Annotated in this window: 15 protein-coding genes and 1 pseudogene; 13 read left to right on the top strand and 3 right to left on the bottom strand. The window is 58.8% G+C overall.

Annotated elements, in window-relative coordinates; genetic code table 11:
- Positions 1–39: 39 nt before the first annotated feature.
- Positions 40–534, bottom strand: a complete 495-nt coding sequence (locus ACFPTO_RS12405) for an LEA/WHy family protein (protein WP_377711629.1) — start codon at positions 532–534, stop codon at positions 40–42.
- 224 nt (positions 535–758) lie between these two features.
- Between ACFPTO_RS12405 and acpA the strand changes: the two genes are divergently transcribed.
- A complete protein-coding gene (gene acpA / locus ACFPTO_RS12400; protein WP_377711628.1) occupies positions 759–2,504 on the top strand; it encodes an acid phosphatase in 1,746 nt (581 codons plus the stop codon).
- Positions 2,505–2,556: 52 nt separating this feature from the next.
- Here the strand turns inward: acpA and ACFPTO_RS12395 are convergent, their stop codons facing one another.
- The gene (locus ACFPTO_RS12395) at positions 2,557–3,366 is read right to left on the bottom strand and encodes a PB1 domain-containing protein (protein ID WP_377711627.1); all 810 of its coding nucleotides are present in this window, start codon (positions 3,364–3,366) and stop codon (positions 2,557–2,559) included.
- Between the two features lie 304 nt (positions 3,367–3,670).
- Here ACFPTO_RS12395 and ACFPTO_RS12390 point away from each other — a divergent pair, with 304 nt between their 5' ends.
- From ACFPTO_RS12390 to ACFPTO_RS12345, 10 genes are all read left to right on the top strand, one after another.
- Complete coding sequence (locus ACFPTO_RS12390) at positions 3,671–3,802, top strand: hypothetical protein (RefSeq protein WP_377711626.1); 132 nt, start codon at positions 3,671–3,673, stop codon at positions 3,800–3,802.
- Positions 3,774–4,232: a PH domain-containing protein gene (locus ACFPTO_RS12385; protein ID WP_377711625.1), complete on the top strand. Its 459-nt coding sequence runs from the start codon at positions 3,774–3,776 to the stop codon at positions 4,230–4,232. Before ACFPTO_RS12390 ends, ACFPTO_RS12385 begins: the two co-directional genes overlap by 29 nt.
- A gap of 3 nt (positions 4,233–4,235) precedes the next feature.
- The gene (locus ACFPTO_RS12380; RefSeq protein WP_377711624.1) at positions 4,236–4,511 is read left to right on the top strand and encodes a hypothetical protein; all 276 of its coding nucleotides are present in this window, start codon (positions 4,236–4,238) and stop codon (positions 4,509–4,511) included.
- A gap of 112 nt (positions 4,512–4,623) precedes the next feature.
- On the top strand, positions 4,624–4,743 hold the full coding sequence (locus tag ACFPTO_RS12375; protein WP_377711623.1) for a DUF3761 domain-containing protein: 120 nt from the start codon (positions 4,624–4,626) through the stop codon (positions 4,741–4,743).
- Between the two features lie 450 nt (positions 4,744–5,193).
- Positions 5,194–5,733 (top strand): fimbrial protein, encoded by a 540-nt coding sequence (locus ACFPTO_RS12370; RefSeq protein ID WP_377711622.1) that lies wholly within the window; start codon positions 5,194–5,196, stop codon positions 5,731–5,733.
- Between the two features lie 41 nt (positions 5,734–5,774).
- Positions 5,775–6,533: a fimbrial biogenesis chaperone gene (locus ACFPTO_RS12365; protein ID WP_377711621.1), complete on the top strand. Its 759-nt coding sequence runs from the start codon at positions 5,775–5,777 to the stop codon at positions 6,531–6,533.
- 1 nt (position 6,534) lies between these two features.
- Positions 6,535–9,207, top strand: coding sequence for a fimbria/pilus outer membrane usher protein (locus ACFPTO_RS12360; protein ID WP_377711620.1), 2,673 nt, complete (start codon positions 6,535–6,537; stop codon positions 9,205–9,207).
- Between the two features lie 78 nt (positions 9,208–9,285).
- The gene (locus tag ACFPTO_RS12355) at positions 9,286–10,671 is read left to right on the top strand and encodes a fimbrial protein (RefSeq protein WP_377711619.1); all 1,386 of its coding nucleotides are present in this window, start codon (positions 9,286–9,288) and stop codon (positions 10,669–10,671) included.
- Positions 10,580–11,488 (top strand): fimbrial biogenesis chaperone, encoded by a 909-nt coding sequence (locus ACFPTO_RS12350; RefSeq protein ID WP_377711618.1) that lies wholly within the window; start codon positions 10,580–10,582, stop codon positions 11,486–11,488. Before ACFPTO_RS12355 ends, ACFPTO_RS12350 begins: the two co-directional genes overlap by 92 nt.
- 54 nt (positions 11,489–11,542) lie before the next feature.
- Positions 11,543–12,988: a fimbrial protein gene (locus tag ACFPTO_RS12345; protein ID WP_377711617.1), complete on the top strand. Its 1,446-nt coding sequence runs from the start codon at positions 11,543–11,545 to the stop codon at positions 12,986–12,988.
- A 71-nt stretch (positions 12,989–13,059) separates the two neighbouring features.
- Here the strand turns inward: ACFPTO_RS12345 and ACFPTO_RS12340 are convergent.
- A pseudogene (locus tag ACFPTO_RS12340) lies at positions 13,060–13,270 on the bottom strand (integrase core domain-containing protein); the annotation flags it as partial.
- A gap of 372 nt (positions 13,271–13,642) precedes the next feature.
- On the opposite strand from ACFPTO_RS12340, the gene ACFPTO_RS12335 reads away from it, so the two are divergent.
- Together ACFPTO_RS12335 and ACFPTO_RS12330 are read left to right on the top strand one after the other, a co-directional pair.
- On the top strand, positions 13,643–15,013 hold the full coding sequence (locus ACFPTO_RS12335) for a fimbrial protein (RefSeq protein ID WP_377711616.1): 1,371 nt from the start codon (positions 13,643–13,645) through the stop codon (positions 15,011–15,013).
- 206 nt (positions 15,014–15,219) lie between these two features.
- Positions 15,220–16,716, top strand: coding sequence for a fimbrial protein (locus tag ACFPTO_RS12330; protein ID WP_377711615.1), 1,497 nt, complete (start codon positions 15,220–15,222; stop codon positions 16,714–16,716).
- Positions 16,717–16,861 lie beyond the last annotated feature (145 nt).

Raw genomic sequence — 16,861 nt, 5'->3', positions numbered from 1 at the left:
TTTCGACAAATTGTCAAACACAGCCGGTTTTTTACGCGCTCACGGACCCATCATGCTGTTCGCTGGCAGCGACAGCGTGCCCTTGTCGACGAAGCGCACGCCGCCGCCGATGCCGCCCGCCAGCCGTCCGTGGATCACGTAGGGAACGCCACCCGCCTGCACGCCGCCCGCGAAGGCGAAAGCCTGGCGCACCGCGGCAAAGGCCGGGATAGTCAGGGGCACCTCGATCACCGTTTCGCCGAATCGCGGCACGACGCCGCTTTGATCGCTGACGCCGCTGGCAAAGGATTGATCGTTCAGATCGAGGTTCAGCGACACGCCGCTGTAGGCGACCGGCGCGTCGTTGGGATTCTGGACGCGCAATTTCACGTTGAAGCGCATCTCCAGCCCTGCACCCGCGAGCGGTTCGATGCCAGCCACGCTGACCCGCAGCGGCTCCTGGCCCGTCAGCCCCGCACAGCCGCTGAACCAGATGAAGAGGCAAAGGATCGTGGAGAAGAAGCGAACCGAGCGCACCGCATCGAGGGCAGACATGGCGTCGTCCGAAGAGGATTGGGGCGCCGATCAGTGTAGCGTGTTTGCCCAGTCGGGCCTTCGCATGGCGACATGCAGGGCTTAACGTCATGGAAATGTCACGACCAATACGCAAAGATATGGCCCCGGCTGACGTCTGACAGACCAACGCCTTCAGACGCGATCACGCGATGCCGCGCCCCGCGCGAACCCGATCAATCCTTTTCCTCACCTTTGGACCTGCGATGAAAGACCGCGAACCACCCGCCTCTCCTGCCGTGAATGAAGAAGCCGACGCTGCACAGGCACCTGAGCGCCCGAGCCGCCGCCACTTTCTCGGCGGGGTTGCCGCGGTGGCCATGGGAGGCGGACTGGGCGCCTGTGCAATGCCGCCGTCGCACGACGCTGCCGTAACGGGGGCCGCAGCGGGACCGCAATACGATCGCGCGTTGCGCTCGAAGGTCAAAACCGTCGTCGTGATCTACGCGGAAAATCGCAGTTTCAACAATCTGTTCGGCGATTTCCCCGGCGTCGAGCACCCGCTTTCGAGCGTCAAGCCGGAAGCCTACGTGCAGCGCGACCGCGACGGCTCGACCGTCCTGCCGCAACTGCCGACCGTGCCGGGTGGCTGGCTGCTGAAAGACCAGACCGTGGACGGCGTCAGCTACAAGGCCGGCGTGCAATTCCAGACCAGTCTGCCGAACGCGCCGTTCGCCCTGAAAGGCCCGGCTGGCGAGTATCTGCCGCTGTCGCTCGTGACCCACGATCTGTGGCACGTGTTCTATCAGAACCAGATGCAGATCAACGGCGGCAGGAACGACATGTTCGTCGCGTGGGCCGATTCGGCTGGCTTCACGATGGGCCACTACGCGAATGCGAGCTACGACCTGCGGCTGTGGGATCTCGCCAGCCAGTACGTGCTGTGCGACAACTTCTTTCAGGGTGCGTTCGGCGGCTCGTTCCTGAACCATCACTATCTGATCGCGGCCACGCCGCCCGTCTATCCCGATCCTGCGCACAGCATCGCGAAGTTCCAGATTGCAGAAACCGTCAGCGGACGCCCGGACGATCCGAACCTGAAGCCGCTCGCCGTCTCGCCGAAGAGCGCAATGGATGGCATTCCGAAGTTCGGCCCGAGTGCGCTGACGCCGCCGGAAACACTCGCGAACGGCCGCACGCTCAGCTACGCGGTGAACACGATGATGCCGCCGTTCGCGCCCACGCCCTACAAGGTCGGCGCGAACGGCATGGTCGATTTCACGCAGGACAGCAACGCCATGGCGGTGCCGCCGCAAACGCACGAAAACATCGGCGACAAGCTCAACAAGCGCGGCATCGGCTGGGCGTGGTACGCAGGCGCGTTCCAGCAGACCATCGACATGCACGGCAAGAACACGAACGACGGCACGCCGCTGATTCCGAACTTCCAGTATCACCATCAGCCATTCAACTACTACGCGAATCTCGGACCCGGCACGGCGGCGCGCGCGCAACATCTGCGCGACGGCGGACTCGGCGACGACGAGTCGACCAACCGTTTCCTCGCCGATGCCCGCGCCGGCCGCCTTCCGGCCGTCACGTTCTACAAGCCGCAGGGCAACCTGAACATGCACGCGGGCTACGCGGACGTCGCCTCGGGCGACCGCCATATCGTGCACGCGGTGAAAGCGCTCAAGGCCAGCCCGCAATGGGAAAACATGGTCGTGGTGATCACGGTCGACGAGAACGGCGGCTGGTGGGATCACGTCGCCCCGCCCAAGGGCGACCGCTGGGGACCGGGCACGCGCGTGCCGGCGCTGGTGGTTTCGCCGCTCGCGAAGAAGGGCTATGTCGATCACACCGTGTACGACACGGCGTCGATCCTGCGTCTGATTACGCGCGTGTTCGACCTCGAAACGCTCGACGGCATCCGCACGCGCGACGCCGCGATGCAGGAACGCGGGCAAGCGGGCATGGGTGATTTGACCAACGCGCTCGATCTGTCGTCGTGATTTGATGCGCCTGGCGCCTGGCGCGGCTCAAAAAAACACCCCAAAGGCCGGATCACGGTCCGACTTTCGGGGTGCCGTTCCTGGGCGATAAATGCAGCCACGACATCAGCTTGGCCCGGCTTTCGGAGCACAACAACCACCTGTCCGTATCGGTCCAGTGATCGGACAGGATCGGTATCCCTGACAGATCACGAGCCCCGGTCTTTATCTCGCGGACATCAAATACTTTATTGACGCGTTCGAGCAGATCGGCATATTTGCGCTTGCCAACGCCGCCGATGAGCACGAAGTCGTGAATTTCGACAATAACGTGTGCGTTTCGCAAGTTATAAAGGCACTCATCCGTCAGAACATCGAATTCCGCTGACTCGATGTCCACCAAAACGACGGACTTCGAAAAATCGACTCCGGCAGCCCAAAGGCCTTGTGCGAAATATTGCGTGGCCTCGCCGTAGATATGAACCTTTTCGCAGACCCCGTTAGCCGCAGCGATCTCCCGAAGATTTTCGCGGCTCTCATTCGAAATCTCAAAACAGCGAGACTCCGCGTACTTTCCCACCGCAACCATACCGACAGCGTAAAACCCGTCAGCGCCACCGAGATCGACCAGCGTACTTCGCGATTCACTGAGTTGATCGAGAAGGCCGCAGACTTCCTGTTCGTACAAACCAAGTAGCTTCGCGCTGTTGTCGGAAGCCCGCCATGTCGCCCGGTTGCCTATATTGAAGCCTGCCAGCGGGCCGTGCTGAACGATTCCTTGGGTGACGTCCATCAGGCGATTCATGAGGAAAAATCGCCGAAGCTCCGCGCCGTCTCTCGTCATCTGGTCCAGCAGGGCAAGTGCGTCCTCGTGATTCAACATGTCAGGTAGTCCACATGGATGAGAAAGAACCCACCGCTGCGCCGCTACGATTTGCGCGAGATGTACAGCACGCTGCACATGGCGGGGGAAAAGTTGGGGAAATTGCTCGCGGTACAGGTGAAACCGGCCAACGAACCGTAGTTTGCAACGGTAACTGGCCTCTGGCTCGGCCTGTGTTCGTCAATTTTGCATTCCTCATCACATGCTACAAACACGCTCCTGAGTCAAAAGAACAAAATATTGCAAACCTAACATACCCACTCCAGCCAAGGACCCCACCACAAACTCAGCATAACGTAAGAACATGGCATTTGATTTCAAGAACGCCAGCCCCAAGAACCTCAAGCAGGAATATGACCGTATTGCAAAGGAGATGGGCGACGACCAGTTCTTCACGAAAAAAGGAGTTGAATCACCTGCCGAAGGTTCTTTCTGACGGTGAGCAAGTGCTAGCGTTCTCGTCTGGGATCATGGATGCCAACACATGGCTGATCACGCTCACCGATCGGCGAATCATCTTCCTCGATAAGGGAATGATCTACGGTCTGAGGCAGGCCGCCATTGATCTCGACAAAATCAATGCAGTCTCGGGAGAGACGGGACTCTTGTTCGGGAAGATCGCCATTGAAGACGCAGCGTCACAGCGCATGATCACCAATGTTTTGAAGAAGTCCGTCATTGCCTTCACAAACAAGGTTCGTGACGCCATTGAGGCACGCAAGCAATCGCTCCGGTCAGTTACCGCGTCAGCACAGCCCGCTTCGGATGACATCGTGGTCAAGCTGGAACGGCTAGCCGCGTTGCTTGAGAAAGGAATTCTGACTCAAGAGGAATTTGTACAACAGAAAGCGCGCCTGCTGGATTGACCCATGGATCTCATACTGACAATTCTCGGCCTGATACTTCTTGTGGTCGGCTATTTCTGCCTGGGTATGGTTGCCAAGTTCTTTCTTGGCTGGTGGATCCTGGCGTTCGGGTTACCCATCCTGCTGATTGTGGGCCTTACTATGGATTGGATCGGTGCAATTGCGGCCGTAGTTGGATTTTTCGTCCTGCTTCACCTGAACAGCGAGTGGCAAGGCTGTGAGCGCTATATGGCACTGGAACGTCGGATCGATAAGGCATTTTATTTTTCCGACACGTGAGGAAGCGCTGGCACCTGGCACGAGCCCAGGAAAACCGGAGCGGTTCAGTTGAGCCAGACCACTGGCACGCCGGACGTGCCAGTGAAATAAAACCAGCACGGGGAAGAGAATAATGGGGATCAGCCTGAGGGGCGGCAGCCATGCCGCACATATGCTTGCCGCAGTCCGTTGCTTCAGCCAGCATCGCTCGGGCACCTGCTCGCGTCATCACGGGGGCGCCGAGTGGCGATAGAGAAAGGCTTGAATCAAGAATTAACACTCGCAAAATTATTTTGAATATTTCGATTAGCGCGTTTAAATAAACAGCGACATCAGCCCCCAAGAAACACTGCCCAATTCGTGCACAAAAAAAGACCGTCGCACCCCATTTTAGCGCGACCAATAAAATCAAGATAACTCGGCTTGCATCTAAGCCGCTGACGCGGCGGATCAGGCATCAGGCTTCGTGCTGCCCGTCTCTGCCGGCTTCGGCCCTCCGGCCGCACCCAAACCCGAACATTACGATTAACCTTCTTTCACATTACATTTTGTAAATATCTGTTACCATACGCTCCGAGTTGACAGAGGCCGGTCTAATGGGGTCATTACACGGCGCCTCTGAGATATTCAAATTAAGTAATGCGAACTTTATGGAATTGGGTTTTCCCGCAGTCCATTCCAACCCTCATTAATAGGCACCCTCATGAAGAAGAAACTCATCGCCCTGGTCATTGCCGCCGCTCCGATCTCGGCTGCGTATGCAGGCGCCAACACGATCAACTTCGTCGGCGAAGTCACGGACCAGACCTGCAACGTCGCGATCAACGGCTCGCCCGCCAATCCGACAGTGCTGCTTCCGGCCGTTTCAGCAGCCGATCTGGCCACTGCGCAGAAGGTCATCGGCACGACGAACTTCACCATCAGCGTGAGCGGCTGCAAGGCTGCCACGGCGGATCAGGCAATCAAGACCGTGTTCGTCGGAAACAACCTTTCGGATGGCAATCTCGCCAACACGGCAACTGGTAAAAGCGCTGCTACAAAAGTGGCGCTGCAGCTGCTCGATCCGGCCAAGCCGGGCGCGCCGTTCGATCTGAGCAAGGGCGCCCACACCGCATCCGGCCTGACGCTGAAGAAGGGCGAAGAGAATGCATCGTACGACTTCGCCGTCCAGTACATCTCCGAAGGCACAGCAACGGCCGGTGTGGTGAACGGCAGCGTGCAGTACATGGTTAGCTATCAATAAAAGCTGTGTCACACGAAAAACAGATGTGTCGGAGAGGCGCTGTGGGGCGGGTCAGTTCAAGTGTTTCGCTTGCGATCACACTGCTCGCTTCCAGCGTTTTCGCGGGAACGGCCTGGGGCAGCGTCGTGCTGCCCCATACCCGTGTGATTTACGACGGGAGTGCGAGCGAGCGAACACTCCGGTTGACGAACCGCGACGAGACCCCCAGCGTGATGCAAGTCTGGGTCGATACCGGGGACGCCGCTTCCACCCCGAGTACGGCGAACGCGCCTTTTGTCGCGAGTCCGCCGGTCTTCCGCATCGAGCCGAACAGTGGTCACTCGGTACGGCTCGTATTCGTCGGCGAAGGCTTGCCGAAGGATCGGGAAACGCTGTTCTATCTGAATACGTTGCAGATTCCAGCCGTGAGCGCGAGCGTCGCGGACAGAAACAGGATGACCATGCTGCTGCGCAACCGCGTCAAGCTTTTCTATCGTCCGGCTGAAATCGAGGGCGATCCGGCGCAGGCCATCGACACGCTTGGTTTTCATATCAACACTGGTAAAGCAGGGAGCGAGAAAATCGTTGCAGATAACGGGTCGGGCTATTACGTATCGCTCGTCGAGGGAAAACTTAAGTGCGGCTCACACACTGCGACATTCGAACCCGACATGATCGCGCCGTACTCAAGCCACGAATGGAGCGTGAAGGGAACTTGTCCACTCAACGGGGAAATCGTCCATGTTAGTGTTCGATATATTGACGATTACGGCGCAGTCAGGGATGCAGAATATAAAGCTGCCATTCCCGACTTGAAATGAGATGTCTTATCGACGACATCCCAAACGCACATCCTCACGTCGGTCAGTCAAGAAGAAAGCCCTGCTCCGTTCGTCACTGTTTTGCGCCACATTCGCACTCTTCACCACGACGAGTCACGCGATAAATGTGGAAGCGCCAAACGATGTGCCCTCGTCCAATGATTCGCCGGACGCTTTCGGTTTCGACAGCTCGCTGCTGATCGGATCGCCGATTGGCGTCGCCGATATTGAGCGCTTTAACAAGCCCAATACGGTCGAGCCGGGTGAATATCGGATTGATATTTACGTTAACAAAGTTTTTCTGGCGAGTAAGGCAATCGAGTTTCGCCGGACCGACAACGACGATGAAGTTCGCCCGTGCCTGAGCGACGCGCTTCTGGAATCGGGTGGTGTAATCGTGCGAAGCGAGAACGCAGGCGCCGCCGGTGCGCAGGAGCAATGCGCACCGCTCGCGGCACGCGTGCCCGGTGCGTCCGCAAAGTTCAATCTGTCGCACCTGCGTCTCGACCTCGACGTACCGCTCAATCAGATGAAGCGTACGGCACGCGGCGCAGTCGATCCGGCCAACCTCGACGCTGGCCGGACGATGGGATACGTCAACTATGACGCGAACTACTACACGGCGTCGACCACCCGGAATCTGGCGAATTCGCTTTATGTCGGAACCCAGTCCGGCATGAACGTCGGGCTGTGGCGCTTTCGCGAACAGGGTACGCTCAGCCACTACAGCGGCGCCGGGCGGAACACCACCACCTGGAACAATATCCGTGCGTACGCCGAGCGGCCGCTGGTTTCGATCGGCAGCAAGCTCGAAGTGGGCCAGAGCTATACGAATAGTCTGCTCAGCCCGGTCGCCTATACCGGTGTTCATATCGAATCCGACGAGCGGATGCTGCCCGATTCGATGCTCGGCTATGCGCCCACCGCCAAGGGTATCGCCCGGACCAACGCACGCGTGGTCGTGAGCCAGAACGGCAACGTGATCTATCAGACGACGGTCGCACCCGGTCCGTTCGTGATCGACGATCTCCAGCCGACCGGCTATTACGGCGATCTGGTCGTCCGCGTGTATGAAGCCGACGGTCAGGAATCCTCGTTCAAAGTACCGCTCCTGGCCGCCGTCACTTCGCTGCGGCCTGGTATGTCGCGCTACGGCATCACACTGGGCCGGGTGCGGCAGATCGAAGGCGCAAGAGCCGTGTTCGCCGATCTCGCCTATGAGCGCGGATTGACCAACACGCTCACAGTCAATGGCGCCTTGCGTGTCGCCACGGGCTATCAGTCCGCGCTCGCGGGCGCCGTGCAGGGCACGTCATTCGGCACGTTCGCCGCCAATGTCATTTGGTCGAATGCGTTCGACGAAACCGGCAAGCGCGTGCATGGCTGGCAGACCACCCTCAGCCACAGCCATACGCTGCAGCCGAGTAACACGACGTTTGCCGTGACGGCATATCGTTACTCGTCCAGCGGCTATCGCGATCTGCTCGACGCGCTCGGCGCGCGCGCCGCCTACCAGGATGGGCGGACCTGGCGATCGAGCACCTATCGGCAACGCGACCGCCTCACCGCGAACATCAATCAGGGCCTTGGCCGCTACGGCTCGGTGTTGTTGTCCGCATCGGCAAGCGGCTACTATAAATCGAGCTCTCGCGATACGCAGTATCAGCTCAGCTACAGCAACCATTTCAAGTCGATTGACTTCGCGCTTTCGGTCGTCCGCCAGCGATACCTCTCGCACGACGGCGGCTCCGATCCTGTTATCGGGAGCGGCTCGGCCTTTACACCGCGGCGGACATACCGCGGCGATACGGCGGTTATGGCGACGGTCTCCATTCCGCTCGGCCTGGGCTCGCGTTCTCCGACTCTTTCCAGCAGCGTCGCCAGCTCCGGTAATCGAGACTCGACTTATCAAGTGTCCATGAACGGCTCGCTAGGCGAGACGCGAACGCTGAACTATGGCGTGAATGTCGCGGGTACGACGCAAGGCGGACAACCCACTGTGAGCGGCGCCTTGCAGCACAACTTCTCTGCAGTTCAGGCTGGCGTGAGCGCATCGCAAGGCAGCGGGTTCTGGCAGGCGGGCGCGGATCTGCGTGGCGCGGCCGTCGTGCATGCCGGTGGTGTGACGTTCGGGCCGTACCTGAGCGATACGTTCGGCCTCGTCGAAGCGAAAGGCGCGGAAGGTGCAACGCTGCGCAACGCAAACGGTGTGAAGGTTAATAGTTCCGGGTACGCGATCGTGCCGTCACTCACGCCTTACCGGAACAACGATGTTGCACTCGACTCCAAGGGCATTCATCGCAAGGCCGAGCTGACGACGAGCGAAGTGCGTGTCGCGCCGTATGCCGGGGCGGCCGTGTTGCTGAAGTTTTCGACGCGAACCGGCCATGCCGTGCTCATTCGCGCGAACACATCCGACGGCTCACCGCTTCCGCTCGGCGCGAACGTGGTGGACGCCAACGGTACGACGATCGGGATTGTCGGACAGGGAAGCCAGGTCTATGCGCGCGTGCCCGATACGCAAGGTACGCTGATTGCCGAATGGGGCAGCCAGACGAAAGATCGTTGCACGATCGACTATCGGCTGGATACGACGCAAACCAGCTCGGCCATCGCCCGTCTCGACGGCCTGTGCGTATCGCCGCCGCAGTCGAAACTCGTTGCGAAAAAATAAAGCGCTTTCGTCAACCAAATTGGATTATTTGGCATGCTTATTGACTGTTCGAACGAAATCGATCCAGCCAGAGTAAGGATGAAAACCGGATCGGAAACCATGTGCGCGCGGCAAAGTGCCTGCGTGGCAACGCTGGTGCTCCTGGCAATGGCGCTCGTACCGGGTTCAGTCCTGGCTCAATCGAAGAAGACGGGTTGCTGGAAGATCGAAACCGAAACGACAGACAAGAACTCGGAGAAGTATACGCAGCCCGGCCTCACCTATAGCCCCTGGACGGGCGCGGTTAGTTCGGCAGGTAAAGAGGCGTATCCCATGACGATCCAGATCACGAGTTTCTCCGAGGACGGCGACTTGCTCGGAAGCACCGTGTCATCGCTCCACGATCTGGGCGCCGGAGGCAATCGTGGTCCCTACAGAAGCGAGCAGGTATTGTTTCGGTGCTCGCCCGAGGCAGCCTACGCGATGTACGAGTATTACTCGACAAACGGCAGCAGCGCCACGGCCGGCTCCTGGGACGCTAGCCAGCTATCCGGCATCGCCGGTACCTACCGGTTCCCTCAGAAGGACGTCGTATCGCGTGTCACCAACCTGGACACCGGTGACGTGGTGACACGCAACTGGAAGATGCGGCCGATGTCCGGCGTGGATCGAGATGAGCAGAATTGGTTTCTCGTGAAAGTGAAGAATTTCAGCCGGTACAAGGTCGATCTTTTTCAATGCAAGCGCTGCGGTTCAACAAACGATGACGCGCAGCAGCCAATCGCCTACGTCGCGTTCAAGGGTGGATCTGATGGCCACGATGGCAAAATCAGTTCAGGGCTATCACCCGGCGCAGACCACAGCAGCAACTATTCGGGCCGGCCTGACGAATGGCCTGGCGCGATTAACCCAAAGCTGGACCTCAAAACGCGAATCAACACGGTGACCTGCGCCGTGCGCAATACGACGCCGATGGTTCGTTTTCCACCGATGTCGGTGGCTGAGCTCAATAGCTACCATGGCGTCACGATGCCGCTCACGATCGACATTCAGTGCGAAAAAAATTTCATCAACAACGACAGCGGAACGAGCGCATTGAAAACCGCAATGGGCATCATGGCTCGCGAGGAGAACGCGGCGAGCGCAAGACCGCTGGCACTCGTGACGGGGGGAGACGCCGTGACCTATCTGCTGTCTGACGGCTACGGCAAGAAGCTGAATGTGGCAAAGGGCGTTGGCGTCAAGCTGACCCGGCCGAACAACTCGGATATGTATTTCCTCACCAAACGTTACACCACGGAGTACGGCGCCCGGGACGGCTGGTATCCGGTGCTCCAGGATGCGACGCAAACCGGCTCGGACACCAACTGGAACTACTACACGCGCACCGTCAATGCAACCTTCGAGGCGTTCAAGCCCAAACAATATACGGTCACCCCTGGAAAATACAACGCAACGGCGGATGTCGTCATCTCGATCCAGTGATGTGATGGCAACGTCTGAACGCCCTATGCCTGTCCCGGTGAAAACACGGCTCGCCCGGTACGCGGCCAGCCATGCGATTCGTGCGTCGCTCTGCGTGGCCCTGTATGCGGCGACGGCGGGTGCGATGCAGGCTATCGCCGGCGTGACGCCGACGGTGTCGCGGGTTGTGATGCCGGGGGACGTCACCGAAGTATCGGCGCAACTCGTCAACATCAACACGTATCCGGTGCTGGTTCAGGCGTGGGTCGACGATGGCGAACTCCATACGACGCCACAGGAGTCGACTGCGCCTGTCATCGCACTGCCGCCGATCTTCCGGATGGATGCCCATGAGCGGACAAGCCTGCGGTTGATCAATTCGGGCGCGCCGTTGCCCGCCGATCGGGAGTCGCTGTTCTGGCTGAATCTGCACGAAATTCCGTTGACACAGAAAAACCGGTTCAGCGACGGGCAGACCGTGACGATCACGATGCGCACGCAGTTCAAAGTGTTCGTGCGCCCCGTTGACAAGCTTCCGTATCCTGCGACCGAGTTGCCGAAGCGGCTGACGTTCTCATTGACCGGCGCGAACGCCGGCCTCCTGCTTTCCGTGCACAACCCAACGCCCTATTACGCGACGATCAACATGCTGGATGTTTCGGTAGGCGACACATCGCAACCGGCGGTCGTCAATATGCTCGCGCCGTTCTCCGAGTCGTCGGTTCGCCTGGAGGGGCTTCGCGCCCAGGCAGGCGATCACGCGAAGGTGAAGTTCGCGCTGATCGACGACGATGGCGCGGCGGTGGAGGGTGAGCGCAGTATGCCGGTCAATAACTAAGAAGTGTTTGCGTAGCGGCGTTACGCATTTCACCGAATGTAAATAATCCCGGTATTGGCTCATGGAGCCAGACGCGGCGGCTCATTTCGCCGCTTATTCAGCATTTTTAAAGGTAACGTACAAATTAAAATCAGATCGAAAACAAGGCGCGCACGTCACAGTACCTGCGCGGCAACACTAGCGTTTCTGGCAATGGCACTCGTACCAGGTTCGGTCCTGGCTGCATCGACTTCGAAGGGTTGCTACAAGATCAACGGCGAAAACGGCGACAAGAACTCACAGACGTATACGCAACCCGGCTCCATCGCCAAATCCTGGGGCGGCGCGGCTGACAAGGCGGGTAATGGCGCGTATCCGATGACGGTCCAGTTGACGAGTTTCTCCAACAACGGCGACTTGATCGGAAGCAGCACCGCATCGCTCGACGATATGGGCTACGACGGCGCCGGTGGCTACGCAGGCGAACAAATATTGTTTCGGTGCTCTCCCGATTCAGAAGGCGCGATGCACGAATTCTTCTCGACAAATGGCGACAACCCTAATTCCGGCGGTACTGAGGTGAACGACAAGACCGGCATCCCCGGTACCTACCAGTTTCCGGAGAATGGCATTGTCTCGCGTGTGACGAACGTGGACACGGGTCAGGTGGTGAAGCGCCACTGGCAAGCGCGGTTGATGACCGGCCTGGATAAAGATGAGCAGGGCTGGTTTCTCGTGAAAGTGAAGAATTTCAGCCGCTACAAGGTCGATCTGTATCAATGCACGGACTGCGGTTCAAAAACGGATTGGAAGATGGAACCGATTGCGTACGTCGCGTTCAAGGGCGGCGCAAGCGGCAACATCACCAGCGCAGGTCTCTCCGTTGGCGCCGATCACAATGGCAACGTTGCGGGCTGGCATCACCACTGGCCTGGCGCGATTCACCCAAAGCACAATCTCAACGTGCGAACCGGAAAGGTGACCTGTGCCGTGCGCAATACGACGCCGATGGTTCGTTTTCCACCGATGTCCGTGGAGGAGCTCGAACGCGGCGAGAAGGCCACGATGCCGATCACGATCGACATTCAGTGCGAAAACGGATTCGGCAAGCTCAGTAGCGGACTGAACGAGAATCAAACCGCCATGGGCATCATGGCCCGGGAGGAGAACGTGGGATACGCAAAACCACTGGGACTCGTAACGGGCGGAAGCGCCGTGAGTGATCTGTTGTCCGACGGCTACGGCAAGAAGAATGTGGCAAAGGGCGTTAGCGTCACACTGTCCCGGCCGAACAACAAAGGGATCGTATTTTTCCTCACCAACCGTTACGTCACGTCGGGCGGCTACAAGGACGGCTGGTATCCCGTGCTCCAGGATACAACGCAAACCGGCTCGGACAGCAACTGGGACTACTACACGCGCACGGTCAATGCGACCTTCGAGGCGTTTCGTCCCAAGCAAGATAAGGTCACCCCTGGAAAATACAAAGCGACAGCGGAAGTCGTCATCTCGATCCAGTGATGTGACGCCAATGTCCGAACGCCGGAAGCCTGTGCCCCGTCCCGGAACAGGTTGACAGTAGTATTCAAGGAATACGCCCGATGCACCGCATCGGGCGTTTGTGCATTTGAGCGCGGTATGTAGCCGCTCGTAGTGATAGATGCGCACCGGCTGTTCGACCATCTTTGCCGCCTTTTCGAGGTCGGCGGGACGCTGCAGCAAGAACTCTCCTTTAAGGATGCCGTTGACCCGCTCAACCAGCGCGTTCTGAAAGCAGTCGTAGCCGTCCGTCATCGAGCAACGGGCTGCATCAGACCGCACTATCTGAACGCCGTACGCCTGCCTCTGTCGGAAGGCGGTTCGCTCAGTACGTGGCCAACCATGCGATTCGTGCGCCGCTCCGCGTGGTCATGTACGCGGCGTCTGCTGGCGCAATGTCAACGATATATCGGGGTCCGAACTTTACAAGGCACCCGAACAACCTCACGTTGCGCTGCGTCAATGAACGGCGTGATCGACGAGACGCGAACATTGATAACTATGCTTGACTGTCGCGGTTACGGCGCGAACCGGCTCGGCCATTGCCCGTCTCGACGGCCTGTGCGTATCGCCGCCGCAGACGAAGGCCATTGCGAAGAAATGAAGCGCCTTCGTCAATCAAGTGGATGACTAACGATGAATACCCGATTGAAGACACTGCGCGCGCGGCAAACTGCCTGCGTGGCAACGCTAGCGCTCCTGGTAATGGCACTCGTACCAGGTTCGGTCCTGGCTGCATCGATTCTGAAGGGTTGCTACAAGATCACCGTCGCAAACAGCGACACGAACTCGGCGTGGTATACGGAACCCAACGCCATCGTCAAAAGCTGGGACGGCGCCTGGGACTGGGCCGGTGATGGCGCGTATCGGATAACGGTCCAGATGACGAGTTTCTCAAGCGACGGCGACTTGATCGGAAGCGGCACCGCAACGGTCGACGATATGGGCTACAGCGGCGCCGGTGGCTACAGCGGCGACCAGATATTGTTTCGGTGCTCTCCCGATTCAGGCGCCGCGATGTTCGAATTCTTCTCGACAAACGGCGACAACGATAATGCCGGCGGTACAGACGTGAACCAATTAACCGGTATCCCCGGTACCTACCAGTTTCCTGAAAAGGGCATTGCATCGCGCGTGACGAACGTGGACACGGGTCAGGTGGTGAAGCACACCTGGCAAGCGCGCTTGATGACCGGCCTGGATAAAGATAAGCAGGGCTGGTTTCTCGTGAAAGTGAAGAATTTCAGCCGGTACAAGGTCGATCTTTTTCAATGCAAGGCCTGCAAATCATTCCCGCAGAACGCGCAGCCGATCGCATACGTCGCGTTCAAGGGCGGTGCAAGCGGCAACATCCCCAGCTCGGGCCTCTCCATTGGTGCCGATCACAGGTACAACTTTGATGGCTGGCATCACTACTGGCCTGGTGCCATTCACCCAAAGCAGAATCTCAACGTGCGAACCGACAAGGTGACCTGCGCCGTGCGCAATACGACGCCGGTGGTTCGTTTTCCGACGATGTCGGTGGCGGACCTCGAGCGCGGCGAGAAGATCACGATGCCGATCACGATCGACATTCAGTGCGAAAGCGGATTCAGCAAACTCAGTAGCGGACTGAACGCCAATCAAACCGCAATGGGCCTCCTGGCGCGGGAGGAGAACGTGGGGTACGCAAAACGACTGGGACTCGTAACGGGCGGAAGCGCCGTGAGTGATCTGCTGTCCGACGGCTACGGCAAGAAGAATGTGGCACAGGGCGTTAGCGTCACGCTGACCCGGCCGAACAAAGGGATAGTATTTTTCCTCACCAACCGTTACGTCACGATGGGCGGCTACCAGGACGGCTGGTATCCGGTGCTCCAGGATACAACGCAAACCGGCTCGGATAACAACTGGGACTACTACACGCGCACAGTCAATGCGACCTTCGAGGCATTTCGTCCCAAGCAAGAGAAGGTCACCGCCGGAAAATACAATGCAACAGTGGAAGTCGTCATCGCGATCCAGTGATGTGACGCCAATGTCCGAACGCCGTACGCCTGCCTCGATCCGAAAACGGTTCGCGCGGTACGTGGCCGGCCTCACGTTGCTCGATGGGTCAGTGAACAGCGCGCGCTGCGAGACGCAAATGCTGAACTATGGTTGAATGTCGCGGGTACGACGCAAGGCGGACAACCCACTCCGGGTAGCGCCTTGCGGCACAAGGATTATTCGACATGCTTATTGACTGTTCGAATGAAGTCGATCCAGCCAGCGTAAGGATAAAAACCGCATCGGAAACCCTGCACGCGCAGACGGACAGACGTTCGCACGTCAGCCACGCTCAAAGCGCCTCGCACTTTTTGGGTCCGGTGATCCGGGGCGCGCGGCAAAGTGCCTGCGTGGCAACGCTGGAGTTCCTGACATTGACGCTCGTACCGGGTTCGGTCCTGGCTGCATCGCTTGAGAAGGGTTGCTGGAAGATCGAAGGCGAAACGAGCAGCGAACACTCGCCAAAGTATACGCAACCCGGCACCATCGCCAGATACTGGGGGGGCGCGACTGACGGCGCGGGTGCGGCCGCGCATAAGATGACGGTCCAGATGACGAGCTTCACCAAGGACGGTGCCTTGATCGGAAGCAGCATCTCATCGCTCAACCATCTGGGTCGTGAAGGCCTCAATGGCTACAACGGCGAACAGATATTATTTCGGTGCTCTCCCGATTCGGTCATCTCGATGCACGAATTCTTCTCGACGAACGGCGACAACAGGCATGCGGGCGGTACTGATATGAGCCACGAGGCCGGCGTCCCCGGTACCTACCGGTTCCCTGAGAAGGACATCGTATCGCGCGTAACCAACGTGGATACCGGTCAAACGGTGACGCGCAACTGGCTGGCGCGGCAGATGAGCAATCTGGATACAGATAAGCAGGGCTGGTTTCTCGTGAAAGTGAAGAATTTCAGCCGGTACAAGGTCGAACTTTTTCAATGCAAGACCTGCGGTTCAGAATCGAATAACGCGCTGCAGCCGATCGCGTACGTCGCGTTCAGGGGCGGAGCCAACGGCACCCACGTCATCAACGACGCGCTGGCGGTTGGCGCCGATCACGCGGTGAACACCACAGGCCAGCCTGAATATTGGCCTGGCGCAATTAGCCCGAAGCGGGACCTCACCGTGCGAACCGGAAAGGTGACCTGCGCCGTGCGCAATACGACGCCGGTGGTTCGTTTTCAGACGATGTCGGTGGCGGAACTCGAGAGCAGGAAGAACGTCACGGTGCCGATCACAATCGGCATTCAGTGCGAAAAAGCATTCGGCAAACCCAGTAGCGGAACGGACGCCAATCAAACCGCGATGGGCATCATGGCTCGCGAGGAGAACGCGGGGAACGCAAACCGTCTGGGACTCCTAACGGCTGGAAGCGCCGTAAGTCATCTGCTGTCTGACGGCTACGGCAAGAAGAATGTGGCAAATGGCGTTGGCGTCAAGCTGTCCCGGCCGAACGGCAAGCAGATGTATTTCCTCACCAACCGTTACGTCACGATGGGCGGCGCCAAGGACGGCTGGGATCCGGTGCTCAACGATGCAACGGAAAGCGGCTCGGACAGCAACTGGAACTACTACACGCGCACCGTCAATGCGACCTTCGAGGCGTTTGATCCCGGGAAAGAGAAAGTCACCGCTGGAAAATACAATGCGACAGCGGACGTCGTCATCTCGATCCAGTGATGTGAGCAAAGGCCCGTACCCAACATCAGGTGCTCGCACGGTTATCGGAACACTCGCTGTGTGCGGCGCGCGCACGTTAAATCGTCAATTTTGTTCAATAACTCCGGAGAGAGCTTCAATACCATGGGCCCGTACACGGTGATCT

Origin of the sequence: Paraburkholderia denitrificans (genome assembly GCF_042655705.1) — a bacterium.
In the GTDB taxonomy this organism is placed as follows: domain Bacteria; phylum Pseudomonadota; class Gammaproteobacteria; order Burkholderiales; family Burkholderiaceae; genus Paraburkholderia; species Paraburkholderia denitrificans.
This window is presented reverse-complemented; position numbering and strand designations above follow the sequence as displayed.

Bases quoted from the DNA above. Each gene is read 5' to 3' on its own strand.
- ACFPTO_RS12390 (WP_377711626.1), top strand. From the start codon at position 3,671: ATGGCATTTGATTTCAAGAACGCCAGCCCCAAGAACCTCAAGCAGGAA.
- ACFPTO_RS12350 (WP_377711618.1), top strand. From the start codon at position 10,580: ATGCAACCTTCGAGGCGTTCAAGCCCAAACAATATACGGTCACCCCTG.
- ACFPTO_RS12375 (WP_377711623.1), top strand. From the start codon at position 4,624: ATGGGGATCAGCCTGAGGGGCGGCAGCCATGCCGCACATATGCTTGCC.
- ACFPTO_RS12405 (WP_377711629.1), bottom strand. From the start codon at position 534: ATGTCTGCCCTCGATGCGGTGCGCTCGGTTCGCTTCTTCTCCACGATC.
- ACFPTO_RS12355 (WP_377711619.1), top strand. From the start codon at position 9,286: ATGAAAACCGGATCGGAAACCATGTGCGCGCGGCAAAGTGCCTGCGTG.
- acpA (WP_377711628.1), top strand. From the start codon at position 759: ATGAAAGACCGCGAACCACCCGCCTCTCCTGCCGTGAATGAAGAAGCC.
- ACFPTO_RS12395 (WP_377711627.1), bottom strand. From the start codon at position 3,366: ATGTTGAATCACGAGGACGCACTTGCCCTGCTGGACCAGATGACGAGA.
- ACFPTO_RS12380 (WP_377711624.1), top strand. From the start codon at position 4,236: ATGGATCTCATACTGACAATTCTCGGCCTGATACTTCTTGTGGTCGGC.
- ACFPTO_RS12330 (WP_377711615.1), top strand. From the start codon at position 15,220: ATGCTTATTGACTGTTCGAATGAAGTCGATCCAGCCAGCGTAAGGATA.
- ACFPTO_RS12360 (WP_377711620.1), top strand. From the start codon at position 6,535: ATGTCTTATCGACGACATCCCAAACGCACATCCTCACGTCGGTCAGTC.
- ACFPTO_RS12335 (WP_377711616.1), top strand. From the start codon at position 13,643: ATGAATACCCGATTGAAGACACTGCGCGCGCGGCAAACTGCCTGCGTG.
- ACFPTO_RS12370 (WP_377711622.1), top strand. From the start codon at position 5,194: ATGAAGAAGAAACTCATCGCCCTGGTCATTGCCGCCGCTCCGATCTCG.